Annotated in this window: 16 protein-coding genes and 1 pseudogene; 5 read left to right on the top strand and 12 right to left on the bottom strand. The window is 60.8% G+C overall.

Annotation, left to right across the window (positions count from 1 at the left end; all coding sequences use genetic code 11):
• The first annotated feature begins 200 nt into the window (after window positions 1–200).
• Window positions 201–845 carry a hypothetical protein gene (locus NKJ46_RS26510; RefSeq protein ID WP_352668783.1) on the top strand — a complete coding sequence of 215 codons (645 nt, stop codon included), beginning with the start codon at window positions 201–203 and terminating at the stop codon, window positions 843–845.
• 439 nt (window positions 846–1284) lie between these two features.
• Here NKJ46_RS26510 and NKJ46_RS26505 read toward each other — a convergent pair whose 3' ends face one another.
• Both NKJ46_RS26505 and NKJ46_RS26500 read right to left on the bottom strand, forming a co-directional pair.
• Entirely contained in the window at window positions 1285–2172 is an 888-nt protein-coding gene (locus NKJ46_RS26505) for a LysR family transcriptional regulator (RefSeq protein WP_352668780.1), read from the bottom strand.
• A 245-nt stretch (window positions 2173–2417) separates the two neighbouring features.
• Window positions 2418–2846 carry a hypothetical protein gene (locus tag NKJ46_RS26500; protein ID WP_352668778.1) on the bottom strand — a complete coding sequence of 143 codons (429 nt, stop codon included), beginning with the start codon at window positions 2844–2846 and terminating at the stop codon, window positions 2418–2420.
• Between NKJ46_RS26500 and NKJ46_RS26495 the strand changes: the two genes are divergently transcribed.
• Window positions 2824–3345 (top strand): helix-turn-helix domain-containing protein, encoded by a 522-nt coding sequence (locus NKJ46_RS26495; RefSeq protein ID WP_352668776.1) that lies wholly within the window; start codon window positions 2824–2826, stop codon window positions 3343–3345. The genes NKJ46_RS26500 and NKJ46_RS26495 overlap by 23 nt on opposite strands.
• Window positions 3346–3449: 104 nt before the next feature.
• Here the strand turns inward: NKJ46_RS26495 and NKJ46_RS26490 are convergent, their stop codons facing one another.
• From NKJ46_RS26490 to NKJ46_RS26480, 3 genes and pseudogenes are all read right to left on the bottom strand, one after another.
• Window positions 3450–4397, bottom strand: a complete 948-nt coding sequence (locus NKJ46_RS26490; RefSeq protein WP_352668826.1) for an IS1595 family transposase — start codon at window positions 4395–4397, stop codon at window positions 3450–3452.
• Window positions 4300–4578 carry a hypothetical protein gene (locus NKJ46_RS26485; protein WP_352668833.1) on the bottom strand — a complete coding sequence of 93 codons (279 nt, stop codon included), beginning with the start codon at window positions 4576–4578 and terminating at the stop codon, window positions 4300–4302. Before NKJ46_RS26485 ends, NKJ46_RS26490 begins: the two co-directional genes overlap by 98 nt.
• A gap of 17 nt (window positions 4579–4595) precedes the next feature.
• Window positions 4596–4649, bottom strand: a pseudogene (locus NKJ46_RS26480) (hypothetical protein); the annotation flags it as partial.
• Window positions 4650–4934: 285 nt separating this feature from the next.
• Between NKJ46_RS26480 and NKJ46_RS26475 the strand changes: the two are divergent.
• Both NKJ46_RS26475 and NKJ46_RS26470 read left to right on the top strand, forming a co-directional pair.
• Window positions 4935–5906 carry a GHMP family kinase ATP-binding protein gene (locus tag NKJ46_RS26475; RefSeq protein WP_352668825.1) on the top strand — a complete coding sequence of 324 codons (972 nt, stop codon included), beginning with the start codon at window positions 4935–4937 and terminating at the stop codon, window positions 5904–5906.
• On the top strand, window positions 5903–6949 hold the full coding sequence (locus tag NKJ46_RS26470) for a pyridoxal-phosphate dependent enzyme (protein ID WP_352668773.1): 1047 nt from the start codon (window positions 5903–5905) through the stop codon (window positions 6947–6949). Before NKJ46_RS26475 ends, NKJ46_RS26470 begins: the two co-directional genes overlap by 4 nt.
• A gap of 46 nt (window positions 6950–6995) precedes the next feature.
• Here the strand turns inward: NKJ46_RS26470 and NKJ46_RS26465 are convergent, their stop codons facing one another.
• The 6 genes from NKJ46_RS26465 to NKJ46_RS26440 all read right to left on the bottom strand — a co-directional run bounded on the left by NKJ46_RS26465 (window position 6996) and on the right by NKJ46_RS26440 (window position 12637).
• The gene (locus tag NKJ46_RS26465; protein ID WP_352668772.1) at window positions 6996–7727 is read right to left on the bottom strand and encodes an amino acid ABC transporter ATP-binding protein; all 732 of its coding nucleotides are present in this window, start codon (window positions 7725–7727) and stop codon (window positions 6996–6998) included.
• Window positions 7724–8380 (bottom strand): amino acid ABC transporter permease, encoded by a 657-nt coding sequence (locus NKJ46_RS26460; RefSeq protein WP_352668770.1) that lies wholly within the window; start codon window positions 8378–8380, stop codon window positions 7724–7726. The genes NKJ46_RS26465 and NKJ46_RS26460 overlap by 4 nt, the downstream gene beginning before the upstream one ends.
• A 104-nt stretch (window positions 8381–8484) precedes the next feature.
• The gene (locus NKJ46_RS26455) at window positions 8485–9231 is read right to left on the bottom strand and encodes a substrate-binding periplasmic protein (RefSeq protein WP_352668769.1); all 747 of its coding nucleotides are present in this window, start codon (window positions 9229–9231) and stop codon (window positions 8485–8487) included.
• A gap of 160 nt (window positions 9232–9391) precedes the next feature.
• Window positions 9392–10684, bottom strand: coding sequence for a threonine synthase (locus tag NKJ46_RS26450; protein WP_352668766.1), 1293 nt, complete (start codon window positions 10682–10684; stop codon window positions 9392–9394).
• Window positions 10681–11874, bottom strand: coding sequence for a M24 family metallopeptidase (locus tag NKJ46_RS26445; protein WP_352668823.1), 1194 nt, complete (start codon window positions 11872–11874; stop codon window positions 10681–10683). The genes NKJ46_RS26450 and NKJ46_RS26445 overlap by 4 nt, the downstream gene beginning before the upstream one ends.
• Window positions 11864–12637 (bottom strand): IclR family transcriptional regulator, encoded by a 774-nt coding sequence (locus tag NKJ46_RS26440; RefSeq protein WP_352566558.1) that lies wholly within the window; start codon window positions 12635–12637, stop codon window positions 11864–11866. The genes NKJ46_RS26445 and NKJ46_RS26440 overlap by 11 nt, the downstream gene beginning before the upstream one ends.
• Window positions 12638–12783: 146 nt before the next feature.
• Between NKJ46_RS26440 and NKJ46_RS26435 the strand changes: the two genes are divergently transcribed.
• A complete protein-coding gene (locus NKJ46_RS26435; protein WP_352492898.1) occupies window positions 12784–13044 on the top strand; it encodes a helix-turn-helix domain-containing protein in 261 nt (86 codons plus the stop codon).
• 27 nt (window positions 13045–13071) lie between these two features.
• Here the strand turns inward: NKJ46_RS26435 and NKJ46_RS26430 are convergent, their stop codons facing one another.
• Entirely contained in the window at window positions 13072–13287 is a 216-nt protein-coding gene (locus NKJ46_RS26430) for a helix-turn-helix domain-containing protein (RefSeq protein WP_292654544.1), read from the bottom strand.
• Window positions 13288–13291: the final 4 nt, after the last annotated feature.

The following is a 13291-nucleotide window of genomic DNA, read 5'->3' as shown; positions in this document are numbered from 1 at the left end:
CAACGCGAGCAAGCAAGTCGCTCGAGAGTCGCAACTCGAAGCGCTCAGTTTTGGTGTCAACAGGGTCAGGCGTGTTTGACAATCGGTCTGTCCGTAATGTACGGTATGTACGTAAATCGTGGTTGCGCTTCGCAGCCGAACGACGTGCGTCAACACGTCGTTCGGCCTAACCACAACCAAAGCTGTCAGGAGCTCGGATCATGGGTGATTCCGACAATAACACGACTTTGTCTTTCGTCACGCGCAAGAGGGTCGTTGCGCGAACGGCAATTGCAATGGTGGGACCACAGCCAACGGAGCCCGCGCGCGAAGACTTGGAAAAGGACGAGCGCGCCGATCCTGCTTTAACGGCGTGGCGCAAGTGGCGGGATGCCCACAACTTGACCGAACGACTTTGCCGAGAGCAACAGCGGCTGGAGCGGACGCTTGCCGAGACTGTTGGCTTTCCGTGTGCGGTGATCCTGCAGTCGAACGGCGATAGGGTGACGCTACATTCACTTAAGGAACTTAGCGAAGTGGTAGGCGCCGAGCCTATCCACGCGGCGGCCCGCACGAAGGCTGAAGCCGACTTTGCGGCCCATCAGGCGCGCTGGGATGCCGCCGACAAGGAAATTGGGTATTCCGCCGCGATGCTTGCTGAACGCGAGGCGGCCGACCAAGCGGAGGAGTTGCTCAAGGTATTGTCCGAAACGCCTGCCACTACCGTTGCCGGTGTGGCAGCCAAGCTTGATGCAGTGCTCAAGGAAGGTCAGTCGTCTGAGGGCGATGCGGAGTTTCCCTGGCCCCAAATCCGCTCGGCGTTCGAGGATATTGGTCGGATCAGCCGGCAGACAGAGCAGAGTTGAAGGCCCGAACCGTTTCGAGAAGTTAGCAACTCCCCCATCATCCGGAAGTTTGGCGGGTTTCGCACGATCTATCGCGAAAAACTCTCCATCGGAGAGCGACAAACGCAAATTCGAAAGGCATCGGCCGAGCCAAAAGCCACCGAGACAATGCTCGATGCGTTGCCGGCGAAGCTCGAAACGGAATTTGCCTTGAGCGCATTGCTGCCAATTGTGCGGGACGAAGGATCCGTTTATCTCCTTGACCCCAAGTCGGGCCATCACCTTTCCCGGCAAGGGACGAACGGCTTTAGTTGCCTCGTCGATCGCACCGCTTGGGAAATCGCGGACTTTCGCAAAGCCGGATCGACTGCACCGATGCTGAAACGAGAGCGTTCGTTCGCCAGGCCCCAACGCACGCCGAAACCGGTCGACTGTTCGGGTCATGCCGGTCGGATGACCGTCAGCACGAATACCGATCGCGCAGGAATGAGATGAAGGTCGGCAGGGCAGGGTTGGCGTTGTCGGGGCGCCAGCGGGCCAAACTGGATATCTGGATTGGTTTGCCGCCGATCCGCAGCTTGCGACAGACCGCATCCTGAGGAACACTGTCGGCATCTCGATCGTGGATCAGTGCGACTCCAAGCCCGTTTCCGACAAGGCGCAAAAGGATGCCCGCACTGACGTGATGTTCGACGATTGGAGGAAGCTCCACGCCGCGTCCAACAGCGTCGGCGAGCTGAAATGCTTCGCCCCTGCGCACCAGCAACGTCTCCTGGTGCAACTCGTGCCACTCGATCAGGGAACGGCTGGCGAGGGAATGATTTGAGGCAAGAACGACAGCCAGAGTGTCTTTCCACAGCGTCAATTCGAACGCGCCGCCGGTAAACCGGGAGGAGGAGGTCACGACCACGTCGACCTGGGTGGCACCCAGAGCAGCCTCAGGCGAAGGGTAAGGACTCTCCGTCAAGCTGACGGTCACATTGGGATGAGATTGCCCGAACTCGATGATTGCATCCAAGGCTCGCCCGGCGAGGATGATCCCGTTGGAGCCGATGGAAAGTTTTTGTTGGTCATCTTTGGTGCCGGACCTGGCCAGAGTGAGCGTGTTGTCGAGCTCGAGCAGCACGGAGCGCAGACGCTCCAGGAAGCGTTCGCCGGCCGGGGTTGGGCCGACGCCGCGAGCATGGCGATGGAATATCCTCGTACCTACCGCGAATTCCAGGTCGCGGATGCGCCGGCTGAGCGCGGTGTGATCGATCCCTGTGCGTCGGGAGGCGCGAAGAAAGCTGCCCTCCTCCGCGACCACAAGTGCATAATTGAGGGTCGCAAGTTGGATGGAACTCCGCATCACTGCTCAAAGTCAAGTTGGCGACAAGACGCGTTTGAGCGCTTTTGGCCGCTGCGGGCTATCGCCAAATCTCAGTATTGACACAGGGTGAGCAGTCCAACCCTCCTTACAAGAACAATGATGAAGACACGGTCCATGGCGCACTGGTTTCGGAACGGTTGTCCGCATGGCCAACCGCGCTCTGGGAGTGTTGCTGTATCTAGTCCAGTATTTGACGTACCAATTGGACCGCTTATCCCGTTCGCTCAGGTGGCCACAATATATGGTGCGGCATCTGTCCCCTTCTCCCGGTCGATTAGCGTAGACTGGGCCAAGGTGGCACGATTCGGACGTTGCCAGCACCCCGCCAAGCGGGGATCGGTTAGGCCTTGACGCTCGCCAGCACCCGACATACTTGCTATAAGCAACTTGCGTAGAGATCGCGTGTGCAGCCCGATGACATCGAACTCATTCTGGACACTGACATTTCGGAGGACCCATGCCTCCTCTTTGATGTCGTCACGCCCGATGGCGTGCTTCAGCTCTTGGGGGACGTGGACATGGGCAGCAACCATCTGGTGGTCCGTGACCTCCATATTGGGGGCGATGCCCAGGTCCAGTGGGGTTGGTCCAAATTGCGCAAGCTCGGTCGAATGATCGCGGAGAAGCTTAATGTCGACTACATCGAAGTTCATGGAGCGGTTCGGACAACGGGTGCGAACCCGGGACGTCGTCCGGGTGTCGTCAGGCTCTCCCGTCCGGCTGAGCCTCAGCTTTCTACACGGCGCGAATACTCCTGAGGCTGCTCGGGCTCTCGTCAGAAGACAGCTGCCGCTGAGGACGGCCCACGCGGTCCTCACGGCGATGGTTGATCAAGGCAAGGCATTCGTGACGGTTCCTTGCGTCGACGACCTTCGGGCACTGAAGGATGAACTCTCGTCCGCAGGAGTGATCGCGAAGGTTCATGCGCCGCGGCCGATAAGCGTTCGCGAAGTCCGGGATCGCACGAAGCTGTCCCAGGAGGCGTTCTCCGTGAGGTATGGCCTCGATCTGGCAACGCTTCGAAACTGGGAGCAAGGTCGCTCGGAACCGGATGCGGCGGCGAATACGCTCCTATGGACCATTGCCCGGAACCCAAGGGCAGTCGAAGAATCCCTCGACATGGAGGACGAAGTGGCTGCCCCGTCGCCCTAGCCAGGGGCCGTCGGAACAGCCACTCCAGCGCGCGGCTACTCGGCCGCCAACGCGATAGCGGGCCGCCGGACGGGAGGCAACGCCAGTATCCGCTCCGGCCCGCTCTAGCGCCTTCCCGTCAGCCGTTCCTCGCCTGGCCGCCGCAGCGCCAGCACTGGCCCCTCCGCCTTCCGGCGCGTGCAATGGCGCCGCTCATCGAACTCTCGCACGCCGTCGAAATCCCATTGGAAGCCGCCATTCGCGTCAGGATCCTCCTCCTTGAGGCGACCCACCCACCAGGTGAGTTCCTCCAGTACCTTCATCCTGTGGACGCGGTAGTAGCTCGCGAGATCCTCCACGATTATCCGTTTGTTCGGGTGGCACATCTTGAGGATTTCGCCGATGTGCTCTTTCTTCCACTGCGTCGTATCGCCGACGATGCCGCGGTAGGTGACGGGCTCGAGTCGCTGGCCTATCCCGAGCATCGTGTCCATTGCGCTGTGAAAATGGCGCCGCCGGTTCCAGCGGAAAGCGAACTCGCCGAGGTAGGCGTCGAGTTGCTTTTTCCCGGAAGCCATGGAATGTGCCAGCGCCCAGCGCTTCAGGTTCGCAAAAACGACGTGAATCCACTTGAAAACGATGCGGGCAGGCATGGTCCTATTGCTTAGATTGCCCCTCCTGAGACGACGGCCGGGCACCTTGTCGTACGAGGCAAGGGAGTCCGTCTGCAACGCCGCTCCGGGAAGGGTGTTCGCTACCACGAACGGAACGATGCTTTGAGCCGCCCGGCCCGCGATGCGCGCGAGCCTGATGCGTCCGACGCCATGGTTGCCGACTGTCTCGACCGCTCCAGCGATCCATATCTGGTTGGCTGTGCTGCTCCCGCCACCCCTCTCCAGCGCGTCCTCCTTGCGCCGATACGGGATGGCGGACTCGTCCACGTCGACAGCTCCGGAAAGCGGTGTCGGTTGGGGTTCACCATTGCCGCCTGAGCTTGTGGAGCACCAGCCAGGCGGTTTTGTAGGAGAAGCCCAGCTTAGGCTGGAGCTGCAGCGCCGAAATGGAGTTGGAATGCGTCGCCATCAGGTACGCAGCCAGGAACCACTTGCGCAGCGGCAGGTGCGTGCCCTGCATAACCGTCCCGGCGATCACCGAGGTCTGCTTGCGGCATCCAGGCCTCTCCCCTTTGCCCGCGCATTCGAAAAGCCACGGCCGCCCCTCGAGGCATGTTTTCCTGGAACGCAGCGTGGGCATGCGAAGCCGCCCGGCCAGCGCTTTTTGAAGAGGTAATTGGCGCATTCGTAATCGTCGCGGAAAGTCTCCACGAACTTCTCGATCGACGGTGGCTTGTCGTTCTTCCACCGGTCGGAAACAGCGCCTCGCCATGCCGACGCCAATAGGGCAGGCGAGGCGATCCGTCAGCAACAATCGCTAGATTTGGTTAGCACCTGAGCGAACGGGGTAAGCGGTCCAATTGATGGGGCGATCTTGTCGGTATCTTTGCATGATGCGCCGCCAGTGGCGCTACCAAGATTTGGCGAGTGACAGCATGGATCAGTCATACGCATCATCTGCCAAAGTCCAGGTGAGGAGATGACGCGGTGACAAAGATGGGGATGCCGAGATCCGGCCATCGGACAAATTCGAGCAACATCAACAACGAGACTATCAGGCTGCCTCTGGCGGTAGGAGTCGGACGAGCGCACGCCCATCATGGGGAATTCCTCCAAGGCGTCTTTGAGGGGGAAAACGGAAGGCTTTGTCGCGGACTCGTAACCCTGCCGCTCCCTTCGCAAGAGTCGCTAGCGACTTTCTGGCCGCATGAACAAATTGGGATTCGACCGCGGCCTGCAAACCGGACCAAAGCGGCACGCGCCGCGGCCCTCACGCTGCAGCATATCGGAGTAGCTGGAGGAGGTGGAGAACTTACGATCGAAAGCCCTATTATGATCGGGCACGGCTATGGCTCCTCGACCGCAGACGTCATTGCTGCAATTCGTGCGGTGGCAGCTGCAGCAGGCCTCACGCTGCGCCAGTCAACAATTGCGCGACTGGCGGTGGCCGCGGAAGGCGCAAGCGACGCCATTGCCTACGGCGACCAACCTATCCTCTTCGCCCACCGGGAGGGCCGTACGATCGAACACTTCGGTGGCGAGTTCCCGCCCCTTCTCTTGGTGGGTTTCAGGGACGGCAGTGCCCGGCCGATCGATACGCTAAGCATGCCGCGGGCACGCTATGATGGTGAGGAAATCGGGCTGTTCCGTGTTCTGCGGGGACTGGCGCTCCGCTCCATCCGGCAACAAGATCCCCGCCTGCTTGGACGTGTCGCAACCATCAGCGCCAGTATCAGCCAGAGGCACCTGCCGAAGGCATCCTTCAACACCGTTTTGGATATAGCACGGGCGCATGGCGCGTGCGGTGTGCAGGTGGCCCACAGTGGCACGTTGATCGGCATTCTTCTGGATGCCAACGCACCCAGGGCGGCCATGCGTGCTGCTGAGCTCGCTAGGGAGGTGAGCGGCGCAGGCCTCCAGGACGTCCACACGTTTGCCCTTAATGCCGAAACGGGGCTAATCCAGTGAGCGCGGCGCCAGACTATTTACGCGCCTACGAGACGCCGCGTTTTGCCCAACTCGCACCCAACCTCAACGCCGCCTGCTTTTCCCTCATGAAGCTGATCCCCGCCCGGTTCATGGTCGATCAGGCGGAAGCGTCAGGGCGCCTCAGGCGGGAAGGTCACATCATCGAAACGACGTCGGGCACATTCGGCCTCGCCATCGCTATGCTGGCCGCGGTTCGTGGCTATGCGCTGACACTTGTCACGGCCTCCAGCCTCATCGACCTGAAACTCAGGCGGCGTCTGGAACAACTTGGTGCCAAAGTCATGGCCATCGACGATCCTCAGGGAGACGGCAATCAGCGCGGTCGGCTCGAGTATCTTCACCAGACCCTGCAAGATAGTCCGGGCACGTATTGGCCTCGGCAATACGACAGTCCGGAAAACCGCCTTGCCTACGCGCGTCTCGCCGACCTCGTTGTGCGATCATTCGGCCGTATCGATTGCCTCGTCGGCTGCGTGGGCACTGGGGGATCGCTTTGTGGAACCGGAGGCTTTCTTCGTGAGCTCTTTCCTGATCTCAGGATGATTGCTGTCGATACCCACAGAAGCATGCTCTTTGGCCAGCCTGTCGGACGTCGCATGCTGCGCGGGCTCGGCAACAGCGTTTTGCCGGACAATGTTCGTCATGAGATGATCGACGACATTCATTGGGTGGGCGCATTGCCGGCTTACGCTATGGCGCACGGACTGTTTCGCGATCACGGGCTGTTCATGGGTCCGACCAGCGGCGCCGCAGCCTTGGTCGCCGCCTGGTTCGCCAGGCAAAATCCGGAAGCCTCCACCGTCGTGATAATGCCAGATGAAGGGCATCGTCATTCCGATACAGTCTACAACCCCGACTGGCTCGCCGGTTTGAAGGATTGGCCAATCCCCATTCCTCTTGAACCAACTGTTCTCACGCAAATTCGTCCGGCTGAAGAGACGGCATGGACGAGATTCCCTTGGAACCGCAGAACTTTAAACGCCGTCCTCGCGGCGGCGGACGGCCTGCCCCCTACGCTGTGACAGGTCCGAATTCAGGCTAGGCGACAAAGCCAACATCGGCCAGCAGTTACACAGGGTGCATGACCCGGTGAAGAAAATCCCTAGTGCGTTCGTGTTTCGGATGTCGAAGTAGCTCCTTGGCCGGGCCTTGCTCAACGATCCGGCCGCCGTCGAGAAAGAGGACGCTATCGGAGACCTCGCGGGCGAACTGAATTTCGTGCGTAACCACGAGCATGGTCATGTTCTCGTCTGCGAGCGCGCGCATGACCTGCAGGACCTCGCCGACTGTTTCCGGGTCGAGTGCTGAGGTGGGCTCGTCGAAAAGAATGGCCTGTGGGCGCATCGCCAGGGCGCGGGCGATGGCTACGCGCTGCTGTTGGCCGCCCGACAATGACGCGGGATAGGCATTCGTCTTGTCGGTCAGGCCGACGCGATTGAGCAATGCCATGGCGCGCTCGCGAGCCTGGTTCCTGTTTTCCTTCAGCACGTAGAGCGGCCCTTCCATGACGTTTTCCAGCGCTGTGCGATGCGGAAACAGGTTGAAGCGTTGGAAGACCATGGAAACACGGGTGCAGATGGCGTGAACCTGCGGCGAGGCGGCATCCACCACGGTGCCGTCGATGCTGATGCGACCGCGCTGATAGGTCTCAAGTCCGTTCACACATCGTAGAAGCGTCGATTTGCCGGAACCCGAGGGCCCGATCAAACATACGACCTGCCCCTTGGCGATCTCGGCGTTGATTCCCTTGAGGACTTCATGGGCGCCGAAGGACTTGTGCACGTCATCGAAGGTGATCATCCCGTCGCCCCAAGATAGCTCTCGACTCTGCGCATAAGCAGGTTCAGCGGAACCGTCAGGCACAGGTAAAGCAGTGCCACCAAGGTAAAAACTGTCATGTTGTCGAAAGTGGACGACGCAAGCATCTTACCCTGCATGGTCAACTCCTGAACCGAAATCACCGACACAAGCGAGGAGTCCTTCAGCAGCATGATCATGTTGTTGGCGTAAGGCGGCAGGATGATCTTGACCGCCTGCGGCAGCACGACGCGGCGCATCATCATCGGACGCTTCATCCCGATCGATTTTGCCGCTTCGACCTGACCCTTGTGGACCGCCTCGATGCCCGCGCGGAAGGTTTCCCCGAGATAGCAGGAGTGAGCCAGGCCCAGCCCGATCGTGCCGGCCTGGAGCGCGGTCAGGTTGATGCCGATCTCGGGCGCGACAAAGTAGATATAAAAGAGAACCACCAGCAGTGGTATGCCGCGCACGAAGTCGACAAGCAGCTGCGTCGGCACGGCGAGACAGCGTATCCCCGATGTCCTGAACAGCGCCCATACAAGGCCGAGCGCCGTCGCCAGACACAGCGCAAGAACGGTTATCATGACGGTCAGCCAAACGCCTTGAAGAAGAAGCGGTAGATATTCCCTTGCGTGCGCGATGAAATTGGTCATGGCCGGCTTCCTCTTGGCACGTTCCCGGCCGTCAGGGCCGGTCATTGCGATGCGATCCTATGGTCCTGCCAGCCGGTGCTTGTTTCGAGCTCGAGGGGATGGCTTCAGAGGCCATATTTGGAAAAAATTCGGCTGAATTCGCCGCTTTCCTTCAGCTTGGCGATGGAGGCATTCACCTTTTCGAGAAGCAGTGGATTTTCCTTGGCAACCGCCAACGCGACTTCGCCTTTTTTCATCGGCCGATAGCCGTCGACGAGGCGAACACCCAGGTCGGGGTTTTTTGAAAGCTGATAAGCGACGATCGGGGCGTCACCAAAGCCGGCCTTGATGCGGCCCAGGACTACATCACGCATCATGTCAGCGATTGAGTCGTAGAGCTTGACTTGACCGAAGACGCCAAGCGCTTCCAGAGCATCGGCGTAGGTCGAGCCGATCTGCGCCCCGACGGTCTCACCTCTCAGCTCTTCGATCGTGTAGTTCTTGCTGTCGCCGGCAGCAACAAACATCGCCTCGCCATAGGCGTAAATCGGCGTGCTGAAATTGATCACCTGCTTGCGCTTGTCGGTTATGAACATGCTGGCGGAAATCAGATTGATCTTGTCGGTCGTCAATGCCGGGATCAGGGCTGGAAAAGCGTTTACCTGGAAGTCGGCCGTCGTGCCAAGGTTTGCGGCAATCGCGCTTGCCAGATCGACCATCGCGCCAGTCGGCTTTCGGGTTGCGGTATCGACAAACGTGAACGGCACCCCGGTTGGCGTGACGCCGACCCTGAGGGTTTCCTCAGCCATCGCCTGAGTTGCGATTGCGACGCCGAGGGCTGCGAGCCAGCCGATGAGAGTTTTGCCAAGCATGAAAATTCCCCTTTCATTATTGAATCGAGGTTCCGCTCGCCAAGCGAGTTGAATTTGCCTCTCGTGGATAGCTTTTGGAAGTCGCAATACCGTCCGGTGGCGGACGGGATCATCAGTCGATCAGAAGTCGCATCCGTCCATGATCGCCTCTATCTCCTCTTCAGGACATCCTGGTCGCGCGTTGTTCATGAGAGGACGTGAAATAGTCACGGTCCCCGGCAAGGTGTTCCCAGGCTTCTGCAACTGACCGAAACGATTGTTGTGCGTGGGCCGGGCCGGTCGAACGATCCAAGTCCTTGAGGCCGCTCGCTGTCACAATGGCAACGACTCTGTCCGACTGCGCGATCGTGCCCTCCCGTCTCAGGGATTCAATAGCCGCAAATGGCGTCACCGAGGCAAGCTCGGCAAAAACCCCCTCGGTGCCCGCAAGCTGCCGCTGCATGGCTATCAGGCCGAAATTGCCGACCGGCATCGCCATGCCACCAGATTCGCGCAGCGCGTTGAGCGCCTGAAACGTGCTTCGTGTGGTGCCGATCGAGATGGCCAGCGTGTCGAAGCCCGCGGGAACCTCGGCAACCAGATCGGCATTGCCGGCAAGCGCTTTGGCCAAAGATCCGTGCACTTCCGCCGCCACGAGTCTCGGCAACCGATCGATCCTGCCTTGGCTAAGAAGGTCCTTGAATCCCGCCCAGAGCCCGGCTAGCGCGTCGCCATAGCAAACAGGCAAGGCGCACCAGTCCGGCACGGCTCCGTGCATCTGTTCGACGATCTCGTAAGCCAGGGTCTTGTAGCCCTCGATCCCGACAGGATGGCTGCCCACCACGGGGCTGTGAAACGGCGACGTCGCAAACCATCCGAGGCGCTCGGTACCAGCGGCAAGTAATGGCCAGCGATGGGATTTGTCGGCCAGGGATACGACGCTGGCGCCGTATTTGCGGATCTGCGCCAACATTGCGCCGGCGGTGCCTGAGAATGTCACAACGACGCATTTCAGGCCCGCCCGTGCAGCATAGGCGGCAAGTGAGGCCCCGGCGTTGCCCGACGAAGCAGTCGCCACGACGCGTGCACCACTCAAACGTGCCATGGACACCGCCACGGTCGAGAAGCGGTCCTTGTGGGACCACGTGGGGTTCGCGCCCTCGTCCTTGATAAGAAGCTTGGGCACTCCGAGCTGCTTTCCCAGCCTCTCGGCGCTCAGCAGCGGCGTCAGACCCTCGCCCAGCGAGATTGCATCGCTGAGCCCGCAAGGAAGCATGTCGGCATAGCGCCACAGCGAGGGGAGCGCGCCAGCCCCTGCGGAAGCGGCCGATGTCGCTCCGGACGGATCGTAGACGACCTTAAGATTGGCTGGCGCTTCACCACAGCATATCAGGCAGCCGCGTGAGTCGATTTTGGTATCGCTCGGGAACAAGGCGCCGCATCGAATACAGGAAAAACCTGCCGCGCGGCTCATGACGGCACCCGGGTGATTGCATTGTGCGTCTCTGTCAGCCGCTCCACTCCGCCCTGGCGAACAACCACCATGTCCTCCACCTGGAGTCCCCAGCGGCCGATTTCGTAGTAAGGGGTCTCCACGCACAGCACCATTCCTTCTTCCAGGACGTCGGTACTCCCCGCCGAAAGCGTCGGCGCATCGTAACCATCAAGGCCGATGCCGTGGCCGACGTGATCGCGCTCGTAGTGGGCAATTCCTTCGCGCTGAACCACACGCACGACCGCCTCGAAAAGCTGTGCTGCCGGCATGCCGGGCCGGATGATATCGCAGGCATGCTGAACGCCGCGCAGCAGCGCCTGCTGAAGCCGATGCGCCTGCGGCGGCGGCTCGCCCAGCGTGGCGATGCGGGCAATGTCGGCGCGGTAGTGCCGAAACCGGCCACCGACGTCGAAGCGGATGATTTCTCCAGCGCGCAACTTGCGGTCCGACGGCTGGACGTTCATGAGTGCGCTGCGCTCGCCAAAGCCGATGCATCCCAGTACGGGCAGGGCGCCTTCCTCAACCGTCCTGACGTGAAAAGCGCGCGCCAGATCTGCTTCGGTGGCGCCTTCCTGAGCGACTGCGAGTGCTGCTTGAATGGAGCGTTCGGCAATCTGGGCAACTTGGCCGAGCCGTTCGATCTCATCTGCCGTCTTTACGGCACGAACCTCGCGAAGCAACGCGGTGGCTGGTAGGAACGACGCATTGAGAAAATGGGCTCTGAGGGCTTCCAGGTATCCTGGCGCGAGCCCCGCCTCGTCTATGCCGATCCGCCCGCGGCCGAGCTGGGCTTCTTCCAGTGCCGCGATCAGAGCCGTAATGGCATCGCGATGCCTCGGCAGCTCGCGAAGCTGGAGGTGCCGTTCACTGGCGCGGTCCATGGCGGTCGAGGAACCCACATCGGCGTAAAAGTCGCCATAGCGCCGCACCTTGCTTACCCAGACGTCCTGATCGGCAACGAGGTCGAGAGTGCTGGTGCTGGCGATGATTTCAGGCGTGCCCTTGTCAGGAGCCGGCCACACCACATAGGCCTGCGGGCCACGACGGATCCATTGCGGCAGAGCCCAGAAGCCGCTCATATAGGTCACGTTTTCCGGCGTCGTCGCTATAAGGGCATCAAGCCCGGCTGCCGACATGCGTTGTTTCAGGCGGGCCTCGTTAAGCAGCATGGTGGGAATCCCGAGCCTGTTTTGCCTCCGGAAAGCCGAGGCCCGCTGAGATGCGCGCCGCAGCCCCAATTACTGCCTCTCCCACCTCGGCGATCTCCACATGCGGCCCAACAGACCGGGGGTAGGCCACGCTTATCGCCGCGGTGATCATGCCCGATGCATCGCGAAGCGGCGCGCCGACCGCGATCAGCCCGGTAAAGTTCTCGTCCAGGGAGGTTGTGTAACCGATAGACTCGCACGCTCTGATCTGAGCCACGAGCTTGTGCGGATCAGTGACGGTGCGTACGGCAACCCGCTCGAGCGGACCCCGTCCGATAATCTCGATGACCGCTTCGCCGCTCAGCTCCATCAGGAGTGCCTTGCCCAAGGCGGTGGAGTGCAAGGGGAACGTTTCGCCGGGTGACGAGCGAATGACGACCGGACTCTTGCTTTGCACGGTCAGGAGATAAATACCGCGATTGCCTCGCCTGATGCCCAGGAACGCGTTGAAGCAACCCTCGGCGGCCAGCGCCTGCAGTTCGATTTCAGCCAAGCCGACGAGGCGATCTCTGCCCAGGACCTTCCGCGCCAGCGCCAGGACGGAATGCCCGAGCCGGTAGCGCCGCGAGTCTGGCGACTGCTCGACATAGCCCTGCTCTGCCAGGGTGTTGAGAATTCGCTGCACGGCGGGAGCACTCTGCTCAAGCCGGCGGGCGAGCTCGCGCACCCCGACCGCTTCGTCCGCGTCCTTGAGCACGTTGAGAACCGCAAGGCCGCGTTTCAACGAAAGATTTCCTGTCACCGGCGTTCCTTATTTCGGAATGGCGTTCCGCAATATGATGAGAAAAGCAGCAATGGCGGCGCCTGTCAATGAAGAATGTTCACTATAGTGTGTCGTCCTAAAGTGTACGCAGCGACGACCATGCCCTCATGGACCTACGGGTGGTTGTCGGTTTGAACGTACAGAGGATCCGGCGCGCACAAGCCCTCTCTCAAGAGGAACTGTCGTTCCGTTCAGGGTTCACGCGCGCCTATCTGAGTGGTCTCGAAGCCGGCCGGCGCAATCCCACAATTCTGTCGCTTGCAAAGCTTGCCACCGCATTAAGCGTTGACATCGAGGATTTGACCAAACGGCCAGGCAAAGACGCCCCAGCCCTGACGCCGCGTACGCGACGCAGCAGAAAATCCTGACGCTCCCGCCGCCTGCTGGCCGGTGGATCACGGCGCGTTGCGACGGATGAGCTGCTCCACGTCAACTTGCAACGCCAACGCCAGTACCTCCAAGGTATCGACGGTCGGTGAGTTCTCCTCCCGCTCCAGCTTGCCGACATAGTTGCGATCAAGGCCGGCAAGGTCCGCGAGCTGCTCCTGGGACAAGCCGGTACCTTGGCGAAGCAACCTTAGATTGCGAGCAAAAACCGACCTCAGCCTCATGCGG

It is taken from the genome of Mesorhizobium sp. M0166, from assembly GCF_040322255.1.
GTDB lineage: Bacteria > Pseudomonadota > Alphaproteobacteria > Rhizobiales > Rhizobiaceae > Mesorhizobium.
The sequence above is the reverse complement of the archived record's forward strand: the minus strand, read 5'-3'. Positions and strand labels throughout refer to the sequence as shown.

Coding starts and splice junctions, on each gene's coding strand:
- NKJ46_RS26510 (WP_352668783.1), top strand. CDS start 201: ATGGGTGATTCCGACAATAACACGACTTTGTCTTTCGTCACGCGCAAG.
- NKJ46_RS26505 (WP_352668780.1), bottom strand. CDS start 2,172: ATGCGGAGTTCCATCCAACTTGCGACCCTCAATTATGCACTTGTGGTC.
- NKJ46_RS26495 (WP_352668776.1), top strand. CDS start 2,824: ATGTCGACTACATCGAAGTTCATGGAGCGGTTCGGACAACGGGTGCGA.
- NKJ46_RS26500 (WP_352668778.1), bottom strand. CDS start 2,846: ATGAACTTCGATGTAGTCGACATTAAGCTTCTCCGCGATCATTCGACC.
- NKJ46_RS26485 (WP_352668833.1), bottom strand. CDS start 4,578: ATGCCCACGCTGCGTTCCAGGAAAACATGCCTCGAGGGGCGGCCGTGG.
- NKJ46_RS26475 (WP_352668825.1), top strand. CDS start 4,935: ATGGGGATGCCGAGATCCGGCCATCGGACAAATTCGAGCAACATCAAC.
- NKJ46_RS26465 (WP_352668772.1), bottom strand. CDS start 7,727: ATGATCACCTTCGATGACGTGCACAAGTCCTTCGGCGCCCATGAAGTC.
- NKJ46_RS26460 (WP_352668770.1), bottom strand. CDS start 8,380: ATGACCAATTTCATCGCGCACGCAAGGGAATATCTACCGCTTCTTCTT.
- NKJ46_RS26455 (WP_352668769.1), bottom strand. CDS start 9,231: ATGCTTGGCAAAACTCTCATCGGCTGGCTCGCAGCCCTCGGCGTCGCA.
- NKJ46_RS26450 (WP_352668766.1), bottom strand. CDS start 10,684: ATGAGCCGCGCGGCAGGTTTTTCCTGTATTCGATGCGGCGCCTTGTTC.
- NKJ46_RS26445 (WP_352668823.1), bottom strand. CDS start 11,874: ATGCTGCTTAACGAGGCCCGCCTGAAACAACGCATGTCGGCAGCCGGG.
- NKJ46_RS26435 (WP_352492898.1), top strand. CDS start 12,784: ATGGACCTACGGGTGGTTGTCGGTTTGAACGTACAGAGGATCCGGCGC.
- NKJ46_RS26430 (WP_292654544.1), bottom strand. CDS start 13,287: ATGAGGCTGAGGTCGGTTTTTGCTCGCAATCTAAGGTTGCTTCGCCAA.